The 19,457-nt window shown below is 35.1% G+C and carries 11 protein-coding genes and 1 pseudogene; 10 read left to right on the plus strand and 2 right to left on the minus strand.

Translation table 11 applies throughout. The annotated features are described in order from the left end of the window. Positions 1-515 (minus strand): SDR family NAD(P)-dependent oxidoreductase (locus A3EM_RS0126015; protein ID WP_020531182.1); only part of this gene is annotated, 515 nt, incomplete at its 3' end. Between the two features lie 420 nt (positions 516-935). Further along, a pseudogene (locus A3EM_RS0126020) lies at positions 936-1,167 on the minus strand (IS91 family transposase); the annotation flags it as partial. Between the two features lie 147 nt (positions 1,168-1,314). Here A3EM_RS0126020 and A3EM_RS47995 point away from each other — a divergent pair. The 10 genes from A3EM_RS47995 (at position 1,315) to A3EM_RS0126075 (ending at position 18,555) form a co-directional block, all read left to right on the plus strand. Next, positions 1,315-1,503 carry a hypothetical protein gene (locus A3EM_RS47995; protein WP_083925307.1) on the plus strand — a complete coding sequence of 63 codons (189 nt, stop codon included), beginning with the start codon at positions 1,315-1,317 and terminating at the stop codon, positions 1,501-1,503. Then, a complete protein-coding gene (locus A3EM_RS0126030) occupies positions 1,481-2,212 on the plus strand; it encodes a hypothetical protein (protein ID WP_020531185.1) in 732 nt (243 codons plus the stop codon). Before A3EM_RS47995 ends, A3EM_RS0126030 begins: the two co-directional genes overlap by 23 nt. A 486-nt stretch (positions 2,213-2,698) precedes the next feature. Continuing rightward, entirely contained in the window at positions 2,699-3,265 is a 567-nt protein-coding gene (locus A3EM_RS0126035) for a Crp/Fnr family transcriptional regulator (RefSeq protein WP_026210598.1), read from the plus strand. An 82-nt stretch (positions 3,266-3,347) separates the two neighbouring features. Beyond that, a complete protein-coding gene (locus A3EM_RS0126040) occupies positions 3,348-4,265 on the plus strand; it encodes an SDR family NAD(P)-dependent oxidoreductase (RefSeq protein WP_020531187.1) in 918 nt (305 codons plus the stop codon). A gap of 499 nt (positions 4,266-4,764) precedes the next feature. Further along, positions 4,765-8,892, plus strand: coding sequence for a hybrid sensor histidine kinase/response regulator transcription factor (locus A3EM_RS43735; RefSeq protein WP_044239878.1), 4,128 nt, complete (start codon positions 4,765-4,767; stop codon positions 8,890-8,892). Positions 8,893-9,463: 571 nt separating this feature from the next. Further along, the gene (locus A3EM_RS0126055) at positions 9,464-10,990 is read left to right on the plus strand and encodes an alpha-L-arabinofuranosidase C-terminal domain-containing protein (protein ID WP_052323391.1); all 1,527 of its coding nucleotides are present in this window, start codon (positions 9,464-9,466) and stop codon (positions 10,988-10,990) included. A gap of 70 nt (positions 10,991-11,060) precedes the next feature. Further along, complete coding sequence (locus tag A3EM_RS0126060) at positions 11,061-12,812, plus strand: glycoside hydrolase family 43 protein (RefSeq protein ID WP_020531191.1); 1,752 nt, start codon at positions 11,061-11,063, stop codon at positions 12,810-12,812. 85 nt (positions 12,813-12,897) lie between these two features. Then, positions 12,898-14,814: an alpha/beta hydrolase-fold protein gene (locus tag A3EM_RS0126065; protein ID WP_026210599.1), complete on the plus strand. Its 1,917-nt coding sequence runs from the start codon at positions 12,898-12,900 to the stop codon at positions 14,812-14,814. A 99-nt stretch (positions 14,815-14,913) separates the two neighbouring features. Continuing rightward, positions 14,914-16,476 (plus strand): carboxylesterase/lipase family protein, encoded by a 1,563-nt coding sequence (locus tag A3EM_RS0126070; RefSeq protein ID WP_044239881.1) that lies wholly within the window; start codon positions 14,914-14,916, stop codon positions 16,474-16,476. Between the two features lie 531 nt (positions 16,477-17,007). Further along, complete coding sequence (locus A3EM_RS0126075) at positions 17,008-18,555, plus strand: alpha-N-arabinofuranosidase (protein ID WP_020531194.1); 1,548 nt, start codon at positions 17,008-17,010, stop codon at positions 18,553-18,555. Positions 18,556-19,457: the final 902 nt, after the last annotated feature.

Here is a 19,457-nt window from a genome sequence, read left to right on the forward strand (position 1 = left end):
TTTCTTTGGGCTAATTCTACAGATACGGTTTTACTATATGCAGTTAAAGCCGCTTTGCTTGCACTGTAAATTGCGGTTCCTGCGCTAAAAGTAAACGCACTAACGGAGGTGTTGTGTATGATAGCGGCACCGTCTTTCAAAATCGGAATGAACTTTTCGGTAGTAAAAACAGCTCCTTTAAAATTAGTGCTAACCATTTCTTCAAAAGCGGCTTCTGTGATCTGACCAATTGGCTCTTGCAATGCAACACCGGCATTTACAAATAGTACATCCACATTGCCAAATTTAGATTTAACTTGTTTTACAAGGTGGTCTATGTCTTCCAAGTTTGAAGTATCAGAACGTATGCCTATGGTTTCATTCCCTAATTCTTGCACGGCAGCATCCATCGTTTGTTGATTGCGACCTGTTATGACAACCTTTGCCCCTTGTGCAACAAATTCTTTGGCTGTTGCAAAACCAATACCTGCACTACCGCCAGTAACGACAGCGACTTTGTCTTTTAATTTATCCATTTTTGTATTTTTTATATTCCTAATTGGAATGTTTGTTCCGTAAAGATATAAATTCCGGAACGAACATTCCAAATAAATTATGTAATTATCTTAGTATCGTTCGAACGACAAAAAAACACAACTGCTAATAATAAAAAATCAAATTCAGGTGGGTTCTGGGGATCCCACTGAAATTTTCTTGTATTGAGCAAACCTAATGGGGATTAGATTCGGAAAAAGTCCTTTTTAAATTCAATTTTTTTCTTGCTTGTAGAAGTGCTTTTTTGGTAGGGGTGCTTTTGTTTGGAGTAACGTTTTTTGTAGCTAGTTTCCATTTCAGTAATCATTTTTAGGGTAATCAATAGCCCGGTTTGGCAGATTCATGTTGCCAGGGGCATAGCAATTTCATCCGTTTGCTGGAAACGGTTTTTTCTTTCATTTTTACAACACTTTTGCCCACTCCACCTTGATATTGAGGTGATCCTCTCAGTCTTGGGTATTCCTCCACAGCATGCATTTTCCCCTTTTTGCAAACTGGGCAGCTATCCGGATCAAAACCTTCGGTGATCCTGAGGACATCTTTTACAGTAAACACTGGTTTTGCTACAGCTGCTGGCATGCCCAGGCTTTTCCTTACTTTGGGTAGGGGGAATTTTTTAACCCGTGTGTGGATTACAAACTATTTAATTAAATGGTTGAAAAGCAAAGGAAGAAAAGCGCACAAGTTGCTACGCCAGCAACCCTACAAGTATCTGGTGAAATACAAAAACTTGTTGGACTTGGGAAAGTATGCACGCTTGAAAACCCTTGCGAAAGCTCAATGAAGAACCCTATCGGTAATCGGAATGCCGCCCAGCCGTATGAGAGAAAACTTGATGAATGGCCACAATGGAATTGGGGTACTGATAGTCTGAAAAGTTTCATTATATTCGTGATAAAACTTGAGGGCTATCAGGCTCTACTCTACGGTACAATTACGCAAGAAAATGAAAACAGGAAATTATATTAATTATGGGTTTAGTTATTTCCAAGACTTCTTTAATGAAGAGGAACTCTCGCTTATTGAGCCAATAATAATCAAGTTTCATAATTCTTGGTTAAAGGAAAACCAAGAATTCTATTCAAAAGGAGCTATAAATAGCCATAGCCTTACTTCCTCAAAAAGTTTGAGCAAACAGGATAAGAAAATATTGTTTGAGTTTATATCTTCCAACAAGATGGTAAATCTCATAGAAATTGATAACCCAAAATTTCTGAATACTCAACTTTTTTTCGACCCTAATAACTTGAATCAGAAAAACTATTGGCATAGAGATATTCAGTATACGGGAATAAGTGAAAAAGACCAAAAAGAGGCTATAAAAACTCAAAATGTTATTCATTTTAGAATACCTTTTAAAAAGGAACTTGGGATTGAATTAATACCAGAGACACATAGGAAGTGGGATTCTACAGAAGAATATCAGGTTAGAAATTCACTAAACAATAAGAAACCAAGTGATTCTCTTAAAAAAGGAAACTTAATAAAGTTAGAAAGGACTGACTTATTGGTCTTTTCTGCAAACATGATTCATAGAGGAATTTATGGAAATAATAGATTATCATTTGATATTATCTATTGTGACAATGATCCTAAAATATTAAAATTCAGAGATAAAAAAAATTTACCTATAGAATTAGAACTAAAGGAATTTAAAAACGCTGAAATATTTGGATAAACTGGCCAAAATCGAGACGGCTGACTACCAACTGGTAGCCAGTGCGCCTCTCACACCACCCAGCGTACTCGCGACATGAAGTCGCCTTTATATATGTTTTACAGGTTTTAAATCTGTAAGAAACTAGATGTTCACCATCTGACCCTACCCAGGCGCTCTAGTAATAGGGTGAAGCCTTGGGGGAGAAGCAACGAAGTTCTGGCTCGTGTAGCCTTAACAGCTACTGCAACGTGAGAAGCGGTAGCTTTCGGCAAGCTAAGCTGATACAGTGCAGGGTGGGACGATATGGCTAATAGATATGAATAAGCCTTAGAAACTAAATTAAACCTCAGGTAAATAGAATAGCTACTATGCTTTAAGCTGAATTTGCAATTGTTCGTTACCTGCAACTAAAAAAACAGTCCAAATGTTACACCATCAATATCATTCAATCTTTTTTGCCATTTGACAAATTCTGGAAGAAATGCAATGACAATCTTTGTGGATATGGAGAAATTAATAACCTATCTATTGGAATTTGGGCAGCTAAATCAGCAACAAATTGATTTGATAAAAAGAAAAGTAAAAATATTGGAGTTGAAAAAAGGCGATTACTTTTCTGAAGCAGGGAAAATTCCAAGACAAGTAGCATTCATAGAAGAAGGCATCTTTCGAGTTTGTTACTACAACAGCAAAGGAGATGAAATCACCAAATACTTTGTTGAGGAAAACAATTTTGCAGTGGACATAAACAGCTTCAATCAAAAAATCCCATCTTCGGAATATGTACAGGCTGTAACAGATTGTACGCTGCTTGTATTTTCTACTGAATCACTTAATGATTTATCAGCTACTATCATTCAATGGGACAGTATAATCAATAAAATAACCGAAAAAGCATTGGTTGAAAAAGTAAATAAACTTAGCCCAATGTTAGCTGAGGATGCTACTACAAGGTATTTAAATTTTTTAGAGAAATTTCCGAATTTAGCTAATAGAGTTCCGCTTTCCTATCTTGCATCCTACTTGGGGATTACGCAATCATCACTAAGTAGAATTAGAAAAAGCATCTGAATTCATTATTTGCCAAATGGCAAAAGTTTTTGCTTTTGAAGTGTTGAACTTTGCTTCATCATTAAAATAAAAGCAAGAAATTATGGATTCAATAATTATTACAGGTGCAACCAACGGAATTGGTTTTGAATGTGCCTTACGAATGGCTCAAATTGCCAAAAACGAACACATTATTATTCCTGCCAGAAATATAAAAGCAGGAAAAGAAGTGATTGAAAAGATAAAGGACAAAACAGATCATAAAAACCTAACGTCTTTGGAATTGGATTTGGCTTCACTACAATCTATTCGTGAATTTTCAGAGAAATTGTCAAGAGAAAAAAAACTATCAATTTCTATTTTGATAAACAATGCAGGCGTGCAGAATATTGGTGAAACGCAATATACCGCAGACGGATTTGAACTGACATTTGGTGTAAATCATCTAGGAGCATTTGCTTTGACAATGCAATTACTTCCTTTTATAAAAAATAATGGACATATAACATTTACATCCAGTGAAACTCACGACCCAGCACTTAAAACTCCAATAGAACCACCAATTTACACAAGTGTTCAAGAGCTTGCTTATCCAGAAGAAACTTCCGAAAAACAAAATATTGTTGGGCAAAGAAGGTATTCCACGTCAAAATTGTGTAACATAATGACGACTTACGAATTACAAGAGCGATTAAAGCACACAAATATCCGGGTGAATGCTTATGACCCAGGATTAACACCAGGAACGGGGCTTGCTAGAACTTACACACCTGTAATGCGATTTTTATGGAAAAATGTCTTCCCTATTTTGATCCTATTAAAAAGCAATATACATACCCCAGCCCAAGCAGGAAGAAATTTAGCAAACCTTGCGTATTCTGCAAAATATAAAGACTTGAAAGGAATTTACTTCTCAGATGGAAAAGAGGTTAAAACCTCAATTGATTCTTACAATAAGGACTTTCAAAAAAATTTATGGAATGAAAGTCTCGAAATTACAAAAACCACATTCATAGAATAACATAAATATACTTCTGAAAAAAAAGTAGCAGAAAGTTTTTCGAAAATGCACCACCGTTTACAGAAAGTTCCTATACTCTAAAGGAGTAAACTGAAGCATAACACTATGCAAATTCGAATATCTGTTTTATAAGCCTGGTAAATTAAAGTAAACCTCAGGCAAATTAAACAGCTACTACGCTTTAAGCTGAATTTGCAATTATTCGTTGTAGCATATTTAAAAATGACAACCCAGGAAAAAATAGCAGACACATTTTCCTTATCCCATGACGGAACCATTACTTCATTTTCGGGAGACAAAAACGAACTAATTCTGACCAATAATTGCACATACTTGGAATCCAATTGCGTTATCCATAATTTTCCACTTTGAGATATTAATTTGTTTTTAAAACAAATTAATAAACTAGGATTGTTTATGTTGTCCTAAAATAATATTGTACTGATTTTTAGGATATTTGTTATCTCAAAATATTCTCGTGAGTGATAACACCTTGGAAATGAAAAAATTTGTTGATTTGAAATATCTAAACTATTTCCTTAATTCCGTTATTTTTTTTCTGATTTCAGGCCTTGGATATTCACAATCAGGTAAGTTTTTCACTGTAGAAAACGAACTTTCTAGCAGCATGGTTCATGATGTGCTTCAGGATCATTTTGGTTTTATTTGGATCGCCACAGAAAATGGATTAATGCGCTATGATGCTTCAAGATTCGTAACCTATAAGAAAAACAATAAGTCATCAGGTAGTATTTTGAGCAATTTTTCCCATCTTCTGTTTGAGGACAGCCATAATAATCTGTTTATTGGATATGGTAATGGCTTACAACAATTTAATTACGATACAGATACTTTTTATGAAATACCTTTAATTTCAGAAACAGGAGACTATTTAAGTGCATTTGTTACCTCAATCCTTGAGCGAAAAAATGGCGATATTATTATCTCAACCTCAGGTTTCGGAATTTTTAAACTAGTTGGAAACGGTAGATCCTTTCAGGCAAAACAAATCTCCAACCAAATTCCCAGCAAATTTTTAACCCATCTATATGAAGATAAATACCATAACTTATGGGTTACCTCTCAAGATAAAGGCCTGTTTTGCTACACTAGCCAAAATGAACTTATAAACTTTTTCACAACGGAAGAAAATCCAATAATTACCATTACCAGTTTCTGTGAGGATCATTCAGGTAAACTAATTGTAGGAAGCACTAAAAACGGCTTATTTGAATATAATAGAGATAGGAGACGCTTTATTCCAATTCCATTGGACAATGGTCCTCCCCTTCGGGTTAACACCTTAAATCGTAACAGCAAGGGAGACATTCTCGTAGGCACAGAGGGGATGGGACTAAAAGTATTTAATCCTACCAAAGGATCCATATCTGATGGAAATTTTAATGTGGCTTCATTTGATTTTTCAAAATCCAAAATCACTACCATTCTCGAGGATAAATCTGGTAACCTTTGGTTGGGAATTTATCAAAAAGGGGTTGTACTAATACCTACTATCAGCAACAACTTTCAGTATATTGGTCACAAATCTATAAAAAAAAATAGTATAGGTTCTTCCAGTATTACTTCAGTTTATAAAGACCGAAAAGGCTTTATTTGGATAGGTACAGATGGAGATGGTATTTATAAACTTGATGAAATGGGTGACTTTATTTCTCACTTTAAGTACGAAAATGGTAATCCAAATGTGCCAGCTACCATTATGACCATATTCGAAGATTCTCAAAATAATTTTTGGTTAGGCTCATATGATAAAGGATTAGTAAAAATGGATCCATCATCAGGTTATTGCGAACTGATGAATAAACTTTTGGACAGCAAAAAAAGAAAAATCACGCCAATTTTTAGTATCGAAGAAGATTACAATAAAAACCTATTGGTAGGTACACTTGGTTCTGGACTTTACAAAATTAACTTAACTACTGGTATAACCACGCATTTCGATGAAGATAAATCTGAGAGTCATACATCTAATAATTTGAACAATAGATGGATAAATGCCCTATTGGTTTCATCTGATGAAAAATTATATATCGGTACGGTGGTAGGATTAGGTTGTCTCGATCTTAAATCTAACAGTTTTATATCAACATTTGGAGTAAATACCATTTTACCCGATCAGGCTATTACTACTTTATATGAGGACAAAGTTGGTATGCTATGGATAGGTTCAACACAAGGATTAATGAAGTTAAATCCTAAAACTAATGATATCATTTCGTTCTCAATAGACAATGGATTACCAGACAATGTAATTTGTTCTATTACAGAAGATACTTTGAATAATATATGGGTCAGTACTACTTATGGAATTTCTAAGATGAATAAAGCATCTGGGAATTTTATTAATTATTATACTTACGATGGTTTGCAAGGTAATGAATTTAATATGCGATCTGTTTTTACTGATAAGGATGGTGAAATAATGTTTGGTGGAATCCAGGGGGTAACAGTTTTTAATCCCTTAGAAATAAAAGATGAAGGTAAAAAAGTTGACGTTTTTTTTACTGGATTTTATATTCATGATAAGCCTGTGAACAAAAGGACTAAATCTGGTCCATATTCAATAGTGGATTCAGCAGTGATCCTTGCTGAAACATTCAATTTGGCACACAAAGACAATTCATTTACTATTGAGTTCTCAACTATGGAATACTCAAATCCAGAACGAATTATCTACATGTACAAAGTTAATCAGGATGCAAACTGGATTACTTTAAGACCTGGGACTAATAATGTTACCTTTAATAATTTATCACCAGGAGAGTATACTTTTAAGGTTAGGGCGAAATATTACAATACTTATTCCAATGAAAAAGAAATCTCAATAATTATTCATCCAGTGTGGTTTCTTACGAGTTGGGCAAAATTGATTTATTTTTCACTTTTTTTAATGATCTCCTTTTTTCTAATTCATCAGGCCCGCCAACGTTATCTCACAAAAAAGAGAATGCTTGAGCATATTCAGGAAAAGAAAGTGTACGATGCTAAGTTGCAATTCTTTATTAATATTGCCCATGAGATTCGAACCCCGATGACTCTTATCATTAATCCTTTGAAAAAACTAAAGAGGGAAGATGTGGATGAGGAGCGTCAAAAGTCATATAAGAGTATCTTTAGAAATTCTGAAAGAATTCTACATCTCATCAATCAATTGATGGATATCCAAAAAATTGATAAAAACCAGATGTTGTTGAAATTCAAGGAGATTGAAATGGTGGAATACCTCCAGGACCTATGCCTTGTATTTGAAGAACAAGCAAAGTCTAAACATATTAATTTAGCTTTTCAAACTAAGAAGAGTCATCTAAATGTTTGGATTGATCCTGACAATTTTGATAAAGCCATTTTAAACATTCTTTCAAATGCATTGAAATTTACCCCTGTAAAAGGAAATATTAGTATTAAAATTAGCACTGAAAAGGATCAAACATCAGCAAATTTTTTCAAGGATTATGTGTTAATAGTAGTTTCTGATAATGGTATTGGAATAAAAGAAGCTGAGAAAGAAAAGATTTTTGATTGTTTTTATCAAACTCCTGAAAGTAGAATAATGACCCAAGGAGGAACAGGAGTAGGCCTTCATCTCACCCGTTCAATTGTCCAGCTTCACCATGGGGAAATTTGGGTAGAGGATAATCCAGAAGGAATAGGATGCAGATTTATAATAAAGTTACCTTTAGGCAATAAACATTTGCACAATGATGAAATATTTGATAACAAATCATTTAGTAACTCTAAAGAGTATATACTTCAACCCTCAGATTTTATAATTGACTCAATAGATAATGTAAATAAAAAATCAAAAAAGAAAGATAAAATACTTTTGGTAGATGATAATCAGGAAATCCTCGATTACCTTTCCGGTGAGCTTACGCATGAATATCAAATTTCAACTTGTTCGAATGGAAATGAGGCACTAAAATATACATTAAAAAATCAACCAGATCTCATAGTCAGTGATATTGTGATGCCTGATATGGATGGAGTTGCACTGTGTCAGAAAATTAAACAAAATGTAAATGTAAATCACATACCTATTATTCTTTTAACAGCAAAATCAGGAGAAGAGGATAAATTAAAAGGACTTGGTATTGGAGCAGATGCCTATCTAACTAAACCTTTTATAATTGAAATTTTAAAAAAGACTATTCAGAATATTATCCGAAATAGAAAACTATTAAGGAATAATTATAGTGGGAACCAGCACCAGAATGACAAAGTCAAAAAAGTAGAATTGAAACCACCAGATGAAATATTACTTACCAGGGTATTAGACATTATAGGTGAAAACATAGACAATCCGAACTTAAATGTTGAAATGTTATCTCATGAAATTGGTATCAGCAGGGTTCACCTGTATCGCAAATTAAAGGAGCTTACTAATCAATCCACAAGTGATTTTATACGCAATATACGGTTGCATCAGGCTGCTACTCTACTTCACAGTGACAAACCGATGAATGTTTCTGAAGTTGCATATGCAGTAGGGTTTACCACCGTTTCTCATTTTTCTAATGCTTTTAAAAAATTTTATGGTATTCCTCCTTCCTCTTTTAATGTATCACAACCTGGTGATCATCAAGAAAAGAAGAAGAAATTACTTTAGAAATCCATCATCCTTTTTATAATCATAAGTTCTTAGCAATTTAATCATATATGCTGTTTACAGGTAGTAATATGTGAAAAGTTGTGTTTAATATTTTGCCTTAATTTAAATTCCCCTTTGATTTCTGAATTACAAATTGAAGAATCGAAATTTTCAAAAAGAAAATTGTTTCTAAATCCAAATCTCATTTCATGCTGACCTAATTTTTCAATGAATTTTAAATCAAAGACTTAAAAAATATTTAAATGTATCAAGGTGACAAGACTTTGTAACATAGGTGAAAGCGCTTTAAACACACACGTAGTTATCTTTGAGACATAATTTTAACACACTTAGATATCCTAATGGTGAAGGATTAGAGAATTCCCTGAAATAAAGGAGTACTGGTCTTGAAGGGAAATATGTGGTTGATATTGAGGAAAAATCCAAATCGATCATTTTGGGGTGTTGAAGGATCTTACACATAAAGAATAATCCATCCTTCTGGTGAAAATAAGACATATATATGCCTATTGGTAAAGTAATATGATTGATTACTTTCCAATAATTTAATTAACCTGTAAAAATGAAAATGAAAAACTTCCTTTTTAACATACTCTTGATACTTCCAATTACTCTCAGTGCCCAACATGCCCTAATCAAAATTGACATCGATAGGGCAATTGGGGATATTGATCCGAGGATCTATGGTGTGTTTATGGAACCTATCCATTTTAACGGAAGTCGTATGGGTCTTTCTGATACCATAGAATTTAATACCCTATATGGAAATTTGTATGACCCTTCATCTCCATTAGCCAATGAAGAAGGATTTAGACAGGATTATATCGATGTAATGAGGGAACTTAAAATTACCAACATGCGATGGCCAGGAGGTAATTTTGTAATGGGTTATAATTGGAAAGATGGTATAGGACCTAAAGAGCAACGGCCCACACGGATCAACCTCGCCTGGGGCGGAGTAGATAATAACCATGTAGGTACCGATGAATGGATAGCATTGAATAGGGCGATAGACAGCGAAAATATCATTTGTGTTAATCTGGGTCTTGCAACAATTCAGGATGCTGCTGAGTGGGTTGAATACTGTAATTATATAAAAGGTACTTATTATTCAGATTTCAGAATCGAAAATGGGAATAAAGAACCATTTAATGTCAAAATTTGGGACCTGGGCAATGAAGTAGACGGTGAACCATGGGAGCTAGGATATAAAAATGCAGATGATTATATAAAAATCGGGAAGGAGGCTGCAAAGGCAATGAAAGCTGTGGATAGTACTATACAATTAGTTGCTTCAGGATCATCCTATTATGAAAGTTCAGGCAGATGGGTGGATTGGAATAGAAAAGTGTTGGAAGGTTTAGGAGATAAAATCGACTACTTATCCATCCACCGCTATTGGGAAAGGTCAGATGATTATTATAGCTATATGGGGCAAAGTGCAATGGATTTTGAGGAAAAAATCACAATTCCCTCAGCAGCAATTGAAACAGCAAGAGCTAAAATGGGGTTTGAGAATCCTATCTATATTGCATTTGATGAGTGGGGTGTATTTGGAAGAGATTTTAGAAGTGTTCTACCAATTGCTCAATGTTTAAATTCTTTCGTACGGCATGCAGATGTTGTAAAGATAACAAACTTCACCTTAATGACTTCTCTTATCCAAACTGATCCTGAAAAAGGGAGTTTTAAGACTCCTTTATTCCATACTTTCAAAATGTTTTCAAACAACTGTCTTGGTAGCGCACTCGATATTTATGTAGAATGTGATACTTTCAATACTGAAAAGTATTTAGGTATCCCTTACTTAGATGTCACTGCTGTTTACTCAAAAGAATCAAATACAATATTTATCAATGTAGTTAACCGACACAAAGACAAAGCAATTACCACTGATATACTGAATGCCTCAGGAGAACTTACAAGTAAAGCTGAGGTTACTTCGATAAACAGATCAGATTTGAAAGAACCTTTCACCTATGAAAAAGCATTGGATTATGAACCTATAAAAAAGGAAATCAATAGTCACAGCAATGAATTGACTTATAGTTTTCCTCCCCATTCAATTACTCAAATTAAAATTGGGATAAAATAGTAGTAATAAAAACAATCTCTAGAAAAATAGATGAGGTTAAATTTTTAAAAGTAACAAAAACTAATCATAAATGAATCAGGTGAAAATAATAATTTTTACACTCTTATTAGGTTTATATACATTTTGCCAAGTAGGAAATAAGGGGGAATTAAAAGTTAAAATTCCTAAGAATGGCCCTGTATTTTCAAAGGTAATTTATCAGGGAGATGACCAGGTTTACAAGAATTATCCATTGGAACCTGATGAATTTTATAATCCAATCTTACAAGGCTGCTATCCTGACCCTGCAATAACAAGGAAAGGTGATGATTATTATATGGTATGCTCCTCCTTTGCTATGTTTCCGGGAGTACCGATTTTCCACTCAAATGATTTGGTAAACTGGACCCAAATTGGTCATGTTTTAGATCGAATTTCACAATTAGATGTTCATGATACTCATATTAGTGGAGGGGTTTATGCACCAGGTATTACATACAATCCCAACAATGATACTTTCTACATGATAGTAACTGCATTTGCAGGCGGGCTTGGGAATATTATTGTAAAAACCAAAGATCCTATGCAGGGTTGGAGTGAGCCAAAAAAATTAAATTTTAACGGTATCGACCCTTGTATATTCTTTGATGATGATGGAAAAGGTTATATAGTCCACAATGATGCACCTGATGAAGGCAAAGAGCTTTATGATGGTCATCGAGTCATCAAAATTTGGGATTACGATGTGGAAAATGATCAGGTAATTAATGGGACTGATCAGATCATTGTTGATGGTGGTGTAGACTTAACTAATAAACCAATTTGGATTGAAGCGCCACATATCTACAAAAAGAACGAGCGTTATTATTTAATGTGTGCAGAGGGAGGTACTGGAGATTGGCATAGCGAAGTCATTTTTGTTAGTGAAACCCCAAAAGGGCCTTTTATTCCTGCATCAAATAACCCGATTTTAACGCAAAGATATTTTACAAAGGATAGAAAAAATAAGGTCGATTGGGCAGGACATGCTGATCTTGTGGAAGGCCCTGATGGGAAATATTATGGGGTGTTTTTAGCAATTCGACCAAATGAAAAAGACAGGGTTAATATTGGCCGTGAAACATTCATTTTGCCAGTAGACTGGTCAGGAGAATTCCCTGTTTTTGAAAACGGCCTCATACCAATGGAACCGAAACTCAGATTGCCTGAAGGTGTGACAAATAAAACTAAGCAAGAAGGTTTTTTCCCAAATGGTAACTTCACATTCAAAGAGAATTTTAGTTCCGAAAAACTAGACTACAGATGGATTGGTCTCAGGGGTCCTCGTGAAAAATTTATCAACATTACTAAGAAAGGCTTAATCATTGAGCCATTTGAGGCAAATATTAAGGAGCTAAAACCAACTTCCACACTTTTTTATAGACAGCAGCATAATCACTTTACTTTTACTACTACTATGGAATATAAGCCAGGTTCTGAAAAAGATTTGGCGGGAATAGTTTGTTTTCAAAATGAAGGCTCTAATTATGTATTTGGGATTACCAAAAAGGACAATGAACATGTCGTCCTTTTAGAAAAAAATCAAAGAAAAAGCAGGATAGACCAAGAAGTAAGTTCCGAAATTATTGCAAGTACAAAGATTGATATTAATAATCCGATACAGCTCCAGGTGAAAGCTACTGGTGATGATTATCAGTTTAGCTATTCTACAAATGAGATTGATTTTGTAAGTCTAGGAGATATAGTTTCTGGTGATATTCTTTCAACCAATATTGCAGGAGGGTTCACAGGGGCATTGATTGGTTTATATACTACCTCAGGAAACAATTCACTACCTGAATAAATGAATTTTACAACTCTTTTCTACTTATGAAAGGATAAATAATTGAGAAACCTCACTAATTCCAAAATATATTAATTGACTTGATATGGATAAACTATTATATGGCCTAATAGGTATAATCATAAATTTTTCAATGGCAGTATGCCAAATCCATGAGAAATCTGCACCTCCAGGTTTTGATATTATGCAAAGCAATATTGCTCATGGACAACTTGATAGTATCAGTTATAAATCCAAAACTGTTGGAACTTCCAGGATGGCATTAGTATATACACCTCCTGGATTTTCCAAAAAGAAAAAATATCCTGTATTATACCTTCTTCATGGAATTGGAGGAGATCACAAAGAATGGCTAAAAGGAGGAGACCCACAAGTTATTTTGGATAATCTATATGCTTCTAAGAAAATTGAACCCATGATCGTAGTCATGCCAAATGGTAGGGCAATGAAAGATGATCGTGCGGTTGGAAACGTGTTCGACAAGGAAAAAGTAGCGGCTTTTACAAATTTTGAAAAAGATTTGCTTAATGATTTAATTCCATTTATTGAGAAAAAATATCCTGTTATTTCAGACAGTGATCATCGTGCAATAGCAGGATTGTCTATGGGAGGAGGTCAATCATTGAACTTTGGATTGGGTAATCTAGATACATTCGCCTGGGTAGGAGGATTTTCTTCTGCACCAAATACCAAACCACCAAAAGAATTGGTTCCTGATAGCCAAGAAGCAAAGAAAAAGCTAAAATTATTGTGGATTTCCTGCGGAGATAAAGATCGTTTAATTTCATTTAGTAGGCGCACCCATGAATATCTTTTTAAAGAAAAAATACCTCATATTTATTATATCGAGCCAGGTGACCACGATTTTAAAGTCTGGAAAAATGACCTTTATATGTTCTCTCAGCTTATTTTTAAGCCGGTTGATCAATCCACTTTTAATCAGTATAGTATTTTGGGAACTCCGGCATCTACCAATGTGAGGTCTGCCACGTACCCACAAATTCTTCCTGATCATCGCGTGATATTTCGAATAAAAGCTCCGGAAGCTCAAAAAATCCAGATTGACTTAGGGGAAAAATATGACTTGGAAAAAGATGAAGATGGTTTTTGGTCGGTAACTACCAAACCAATCAGTGGTGGGTTTCACTATTACTCGCTTTTAATTGATGGTGTTGCTCTTGCGGATCCTTCAAGTGAAACATTTTATGGTATGGGAAGAATGGCCAGCGGTATTGAAATTCCGAGTGATGACGGAAGTTATTACGCACTAAAAGATGTTCCTCATGGAGATATCAGGATGAAAAGATATTTTTCAAAAGTTTCAAATTCGTGGAAAAGGATCTTTGTCTATACACCTCCAGGGTATGAGGAAAATCCAGAGCAATCCTACCCTGTTTTATATCTTTTGCATGGAGGAGGTGAAGATGAAAGAGGCTGGGCAACCCAAGGTAAAGCCGATTTAATCATGGATAACCTCATTGCCGAACAGCAGGCAACTCCGATGTTGGTAGTTATGATTGATGGAAATGCAACATTACCCAGCTTCGATGAAAACTTTTTAAAGCTTTTTGATGCTGAACTGAAGCAAAGCATCATTCCATTTGTTGAGAAGAGCTACAGAGTAAAAACTGAATCAAAAAATAGAGCGCTTGCCGGATTATCCATGGGCGGATTACAAACCCTCTATGCAGGCTTATATAATACAGATTTATTTTCCTATTTGGGAGTTTTCAGTTCAGGTTGGTTGCCTCAGCAAAAATCTATTTCCGAAAAATACTATGATTTTGCAGAAAACAATTCAGAATTAATTAATAAAAATTTAAACCTTTTCTGGATTGCCATGGGAGGAAAAGAGGATATTGCTTTTAACAATTGCCAGATTATGCTTTCTAAATTCAAAGAACTGGCTATTGACCATACCTACTATGAAAGCCCCGGAGGTCATACCTGGCCAGTATGGAGAAATGACCTTTTTAAATTTGCTCCTTTATTGTTTAGGTAGCTTATTCCCTGCATTATAGATAGTTAAATAACAATTTATACAATGAATTTTAGGCTTATTTTGAATAATAACAAAATTAAATAAATGAATTTTTATGCCATGAGACTAGCAACAAAAGTTTTTTTCCTTCTTTTAATCACAGCCGGATTTTGTTTTACGGGTTGCAAGCAAAAAACAAACAACAATTTGGAACTGGTTGTTGAAACCACAAATGGTGAAATATCAGGTAGTTTTAATGATAGTGTTTATGCTTTTAAAGGCATACCATACGCCAAGGCTGAAAGGTTTATGCCTCCACAGGATCCTGATGCCTGGGAAGGAATTCGTGAATGTACAGACTTTGGACCAGTAGCCAGACAAGTTGTACCCTGGTATCCTGATTTCCTCCAAGACGAAAATGAACTGTTCAGTGTAAATGTCTGGACTCAGGGAATAAAGGATGGCAAAAAGCGTCCGGTAATGCTCTGGTTACATGGTGGTGGATTTCATGTTGGCGCCAGCAATGATCCTATGACCTACGGGGAAGCCCTGGCTAAAAAGGGGGATATTGTAATGGTATCTGTAAATCACCGATTGAACATTCTTGGTTTTCTTGATCTTTCGGCATATGACGAAAAGTATTCTTATTCAGCTAATGTCGGTATGCTGGACATTGTGAAAGCCCTGGAGTGGGTCCAAAAAAACATCGAGAAGTTTGGAGGAAACCCTTCCGATGTAACCATTGTGGGTGAATCCGGAGGAGGGGGAAAGGTTGGCACACTGATGTGTATGCCAGCGGCAAAAGGCTTGTTTCATAAAGCAATTATTCAGAGTGGGACCTTGCTAAATGCAATGACTAAGGAGAAATCACAAACCCTAACTTTAGCCGTACTTAAAAATTTGGGACTTACGCCAAACTCCATTGAAAAACTTGATACTATCCCATACCCGGATCTTGTAAAAGCAGGAAATGCCGCTATAGCAAAAATTTCCGGTCCTAGGAAACCTGGATCGCCAACGATGTTTGGCTTTGCACCTTCAGTGGATAGTGTCGTTTTGCTACAACAACCTTTCAGTCCTGGATTTGCTGATATTTCAAAAGATATACCTGTTATGATAGGTTCCACACTGAATGAGTTAATGCCCACTGTTTATGGCGAGAAAAACCTAACAATGGAGCAGGCCGAAGCTCGCTTAACAAAAGATTATGGCAACAAAACCGACCAATATATTTCGCTGTTCTCCAAGGCTTATCCTGGTTATACACCTCAGGATCTTCTTTCTATTGATAAGGTTTTCAGACCTTATACTATACGGACTGCTGATGCAAGGGCTTCAGAGACAGATGCTCCACTGTATGTCTATTTGCTGACATGGAAAAGTCCAGTTGATAGTGCATCGAGAGGTTCTTTTCATGGTTTGGACATTCCTCTGGCATTTAATACAGTTGACCTCAGAGCCGACTGGACAGGCGATTCAGAAGATGCATGGAAATTAGCAAACAAAATGAGTTCCGCCTGGATAAACTTTGTAAAGACAGGTAATCCCAATGTAGAGAGTGTGCTTCCAAAGTGGGAACCTTATACTGCCGAAAATGGTGCTACAATGTATTTTGATAATGAATGCAGAATTGTAAATAACCACGACCGAGAATTGATGAATTTTATTAAGCCTATTAAGTAGTCGTAAGGGTTATTCCTGAACTGTATGAATAACTCGGACGAAAATTTTAGGGCTTTTCGACATATAGCCCTAAAATTTTCAATAACTTTATATAAACTAAAAAAACTGTCCCAGTTGTCAGTTAGGGCCCATAATTAAATATAGTTTTGGAAAAACTATATATTTTAAAGAGTTTTCAATTTTTCAAAATGATACTATTTTAGCCTAAAAGGCCCTCAATCTTGCTAAAACAAGATAAAACATTATTATAATGGAAATTTGGGGGGAAATTGCGAGAAAACCAAATAAAGAATTAATGTGATTTTTTTCCAAGGTATGCAAAAGAAAAGGTTTTTAAGGTGGTGTTAGAAATAATAGAAATACAATGAGAAAGCACAAATTTTGAAGTAAAATAAAGCAGAAACAGCTTTAAAGGTTATAGAGATATATTTCTGTTTTTTTCAGCCTATTTTTTCAATTGTGATTTTTTATACAACCTCACGAACTATCAATTTTTTCAAAATTCAATTCATCTACAAAACTTCATAAATAATGAAAATTTATCTGACTTTAATATTTCTAATAGCAAACTTTTCACTTTTTGCTCAAACTGAAAACAAATTAATTATTCATCTGGATGAAGGATCCGTAAAAATTAATAAACATATTTATGGTCATTTTAGCGAACATCTAGGCCGATGTATCTATGGTGGAATCTGGGTGGGGAAGGATTCCGATATTCCCAATGTGGATGGTTACAGAAAAGATGTATTGGAAGCCCTGAAGGCCATCAGTATTCCAAATCTGAGATGGCCTGGTGGATGTTTTGCCGATGAATACCATTGGATGGATGGCATTGGTAATTACGAGAACCGCCCGAAAATGGTAAATACACACTGGGGTGGGGTAACCGAAGATAACAGTTTTGGCACACACGAATTTTTAAATTATTGTAAGCTGGTCGGAACTGAGCCATATATCTGTGGAAATGTAGGGAGTGGTACTATAGAAGAAATGGCCGATTGGGTAGAATACATCAATTTTGATGGAGAAAGTCCCATGTCCAATTTGAGGAAGGAGAACGGAGAAGAAAATGCCTGGAATGTGCAATATTGGGGAGTAGGGAATGAAAACTGGGGTTGTGGGGGAAATATGTCTCCTGAATATTATGCCGATTTGTACAAGCGATATGCCACTTATTGCCGGAATTATGGTGAGAATAAATTATTCAAAATTGCTGGAGGGGCAAATACGGCAGATTATAACTGGACAGAAGTCCTGATGAAAAAAATCCCACTCCAATTAATGGATGGCATTTCACTCCACTATTATACAGTGACCAAAACCTGGGCCGACAAGGGTTCTGCCACTGATTTCAATGAAGTTGATTATATCACTACCCTGAGAAAGGCTGGATTTATGGATGAATTAATCCGAAAACATGCTACCATTATGGATAAATATGATCCCAATAAAAAGGTGGCCTTAGTAGTGGATGAATGGGGAACATGGCACAATGTAGAGCCTGGAACAAATCCTGGATTTTTATATCAACAGAATAGTTTGAGAGATGCATTTGTAGCTGGAATTACCCTCAATATTTTTAATAATCATGCAGAAAGAGTGAAAATAGCCAATCTGGCGCAAACCGTAAACGTACTTCAGGCGCTCGTTTTAACCAATGAGGAATCTTTGATTTTAACACCCACATACCATGTTTTTAACATGTACAAAGTGCACCAGAATAGCACGCTTTTACCGCATTATCTAAAATCGGAAAAATATGAATTGAATGAAGAGAAAATAGATGCCATCAGTGTATCCTGTTCTAAAAGTGATGATGGCACTGTAAATATAAGTCTGGTCAATGCTCATCCGGGGAAAACTATCCAATTATTAACTCAGCTGGAAGGTGAAAATATTCCGAGCAAAGTATCAGCCCAGATCCTTACTGCCAATTCTATTCAATCCTATAATACATTCGAAAACCCAGAGGAAGTGGCTGTAAAATCCTTTAAAGACTTTGAATTAAAAAAAGGTAAATTGGAGATCAATCTACCCGCAAAATCTGTAGTCGTACTCCAAATTTCATCTCAATAATCTATTCAAAAATGCTTAAATATTGTTTTTCTTTCTTCCTAATGCTGCTTGCTTTATTTTCCCAATTAAAAGCAGAAGATGGCTACCGATTATGGTTACGGTATAACCCAATCGAAAATCCTAAGCTTTTAGGGGATTACCGAAATATTTTTCAATCAGTTAAATTGTTGGGAGTAATTGCTATAATGCTGTCTATTCGTTAAAAATTGAATTTGGGATTTGGTGGTTTATTAAATCAGGAAATCAATTTTAGTAAGATTTCCAATGGAGGGTTACTGCTGATCGGAAATTACAATGAACAGGAGAAAATTAAAAGCTTTTACGAAAACTGAGGAAGTTGGATTTTTGTCCACAAAAGTCAAAATGTCGAATAGAACAACTTATGCTATGTTATAAAAAGGATTTTAAGCTGTAGTGATAAATTAGGTTCTACTGCACACATGGCAGAGTGCAGTATGTCCCGTGTTGTCAATCTTTATTCTGCTCTTAAGATATCAGATGGATTTCTCCCTTCAATTTTTCTTTGAGCGTTTCTGGAAATCCAGTCCATATCCAAAATTGTTGTTTTTTCTTTAATGCCAGGATATTATCTATACCTTCTCGCAAAAAAAATCATAGCATGTAACATGAGGTAAAGACAATGTAACATATTCGAAACGACTATGAATGCTCATTTAGATATTTTTGTTGTCATAATTTATTAGAGCATTAAGGCAGATTTGACAAATGCTTTTAAATAAAGATTATGGTGATACTGAACCATGTATAAATATTGTATGAGGGATACATTTTTGAACATTCAGTATACCTGGTTTCTTCACGAGGTAATTATAGAAAAACATGCAGACTCAATGATTTTGTCAGAAGAAAAATTACTGCCTGATCATGAACATGAGAGGAAT

Source organism: Flexithrix dorotheae DSM 6795 (assembly GCF_000379765.1).
In the GTDB taxonomy this organism is placed as follows: domain Bacteria; phylum Bacteroidota; class Bacteroidia; order Cytophagales; family Flammeovirgaceae; genus Flexithrix; species Flexithrix dorotheae.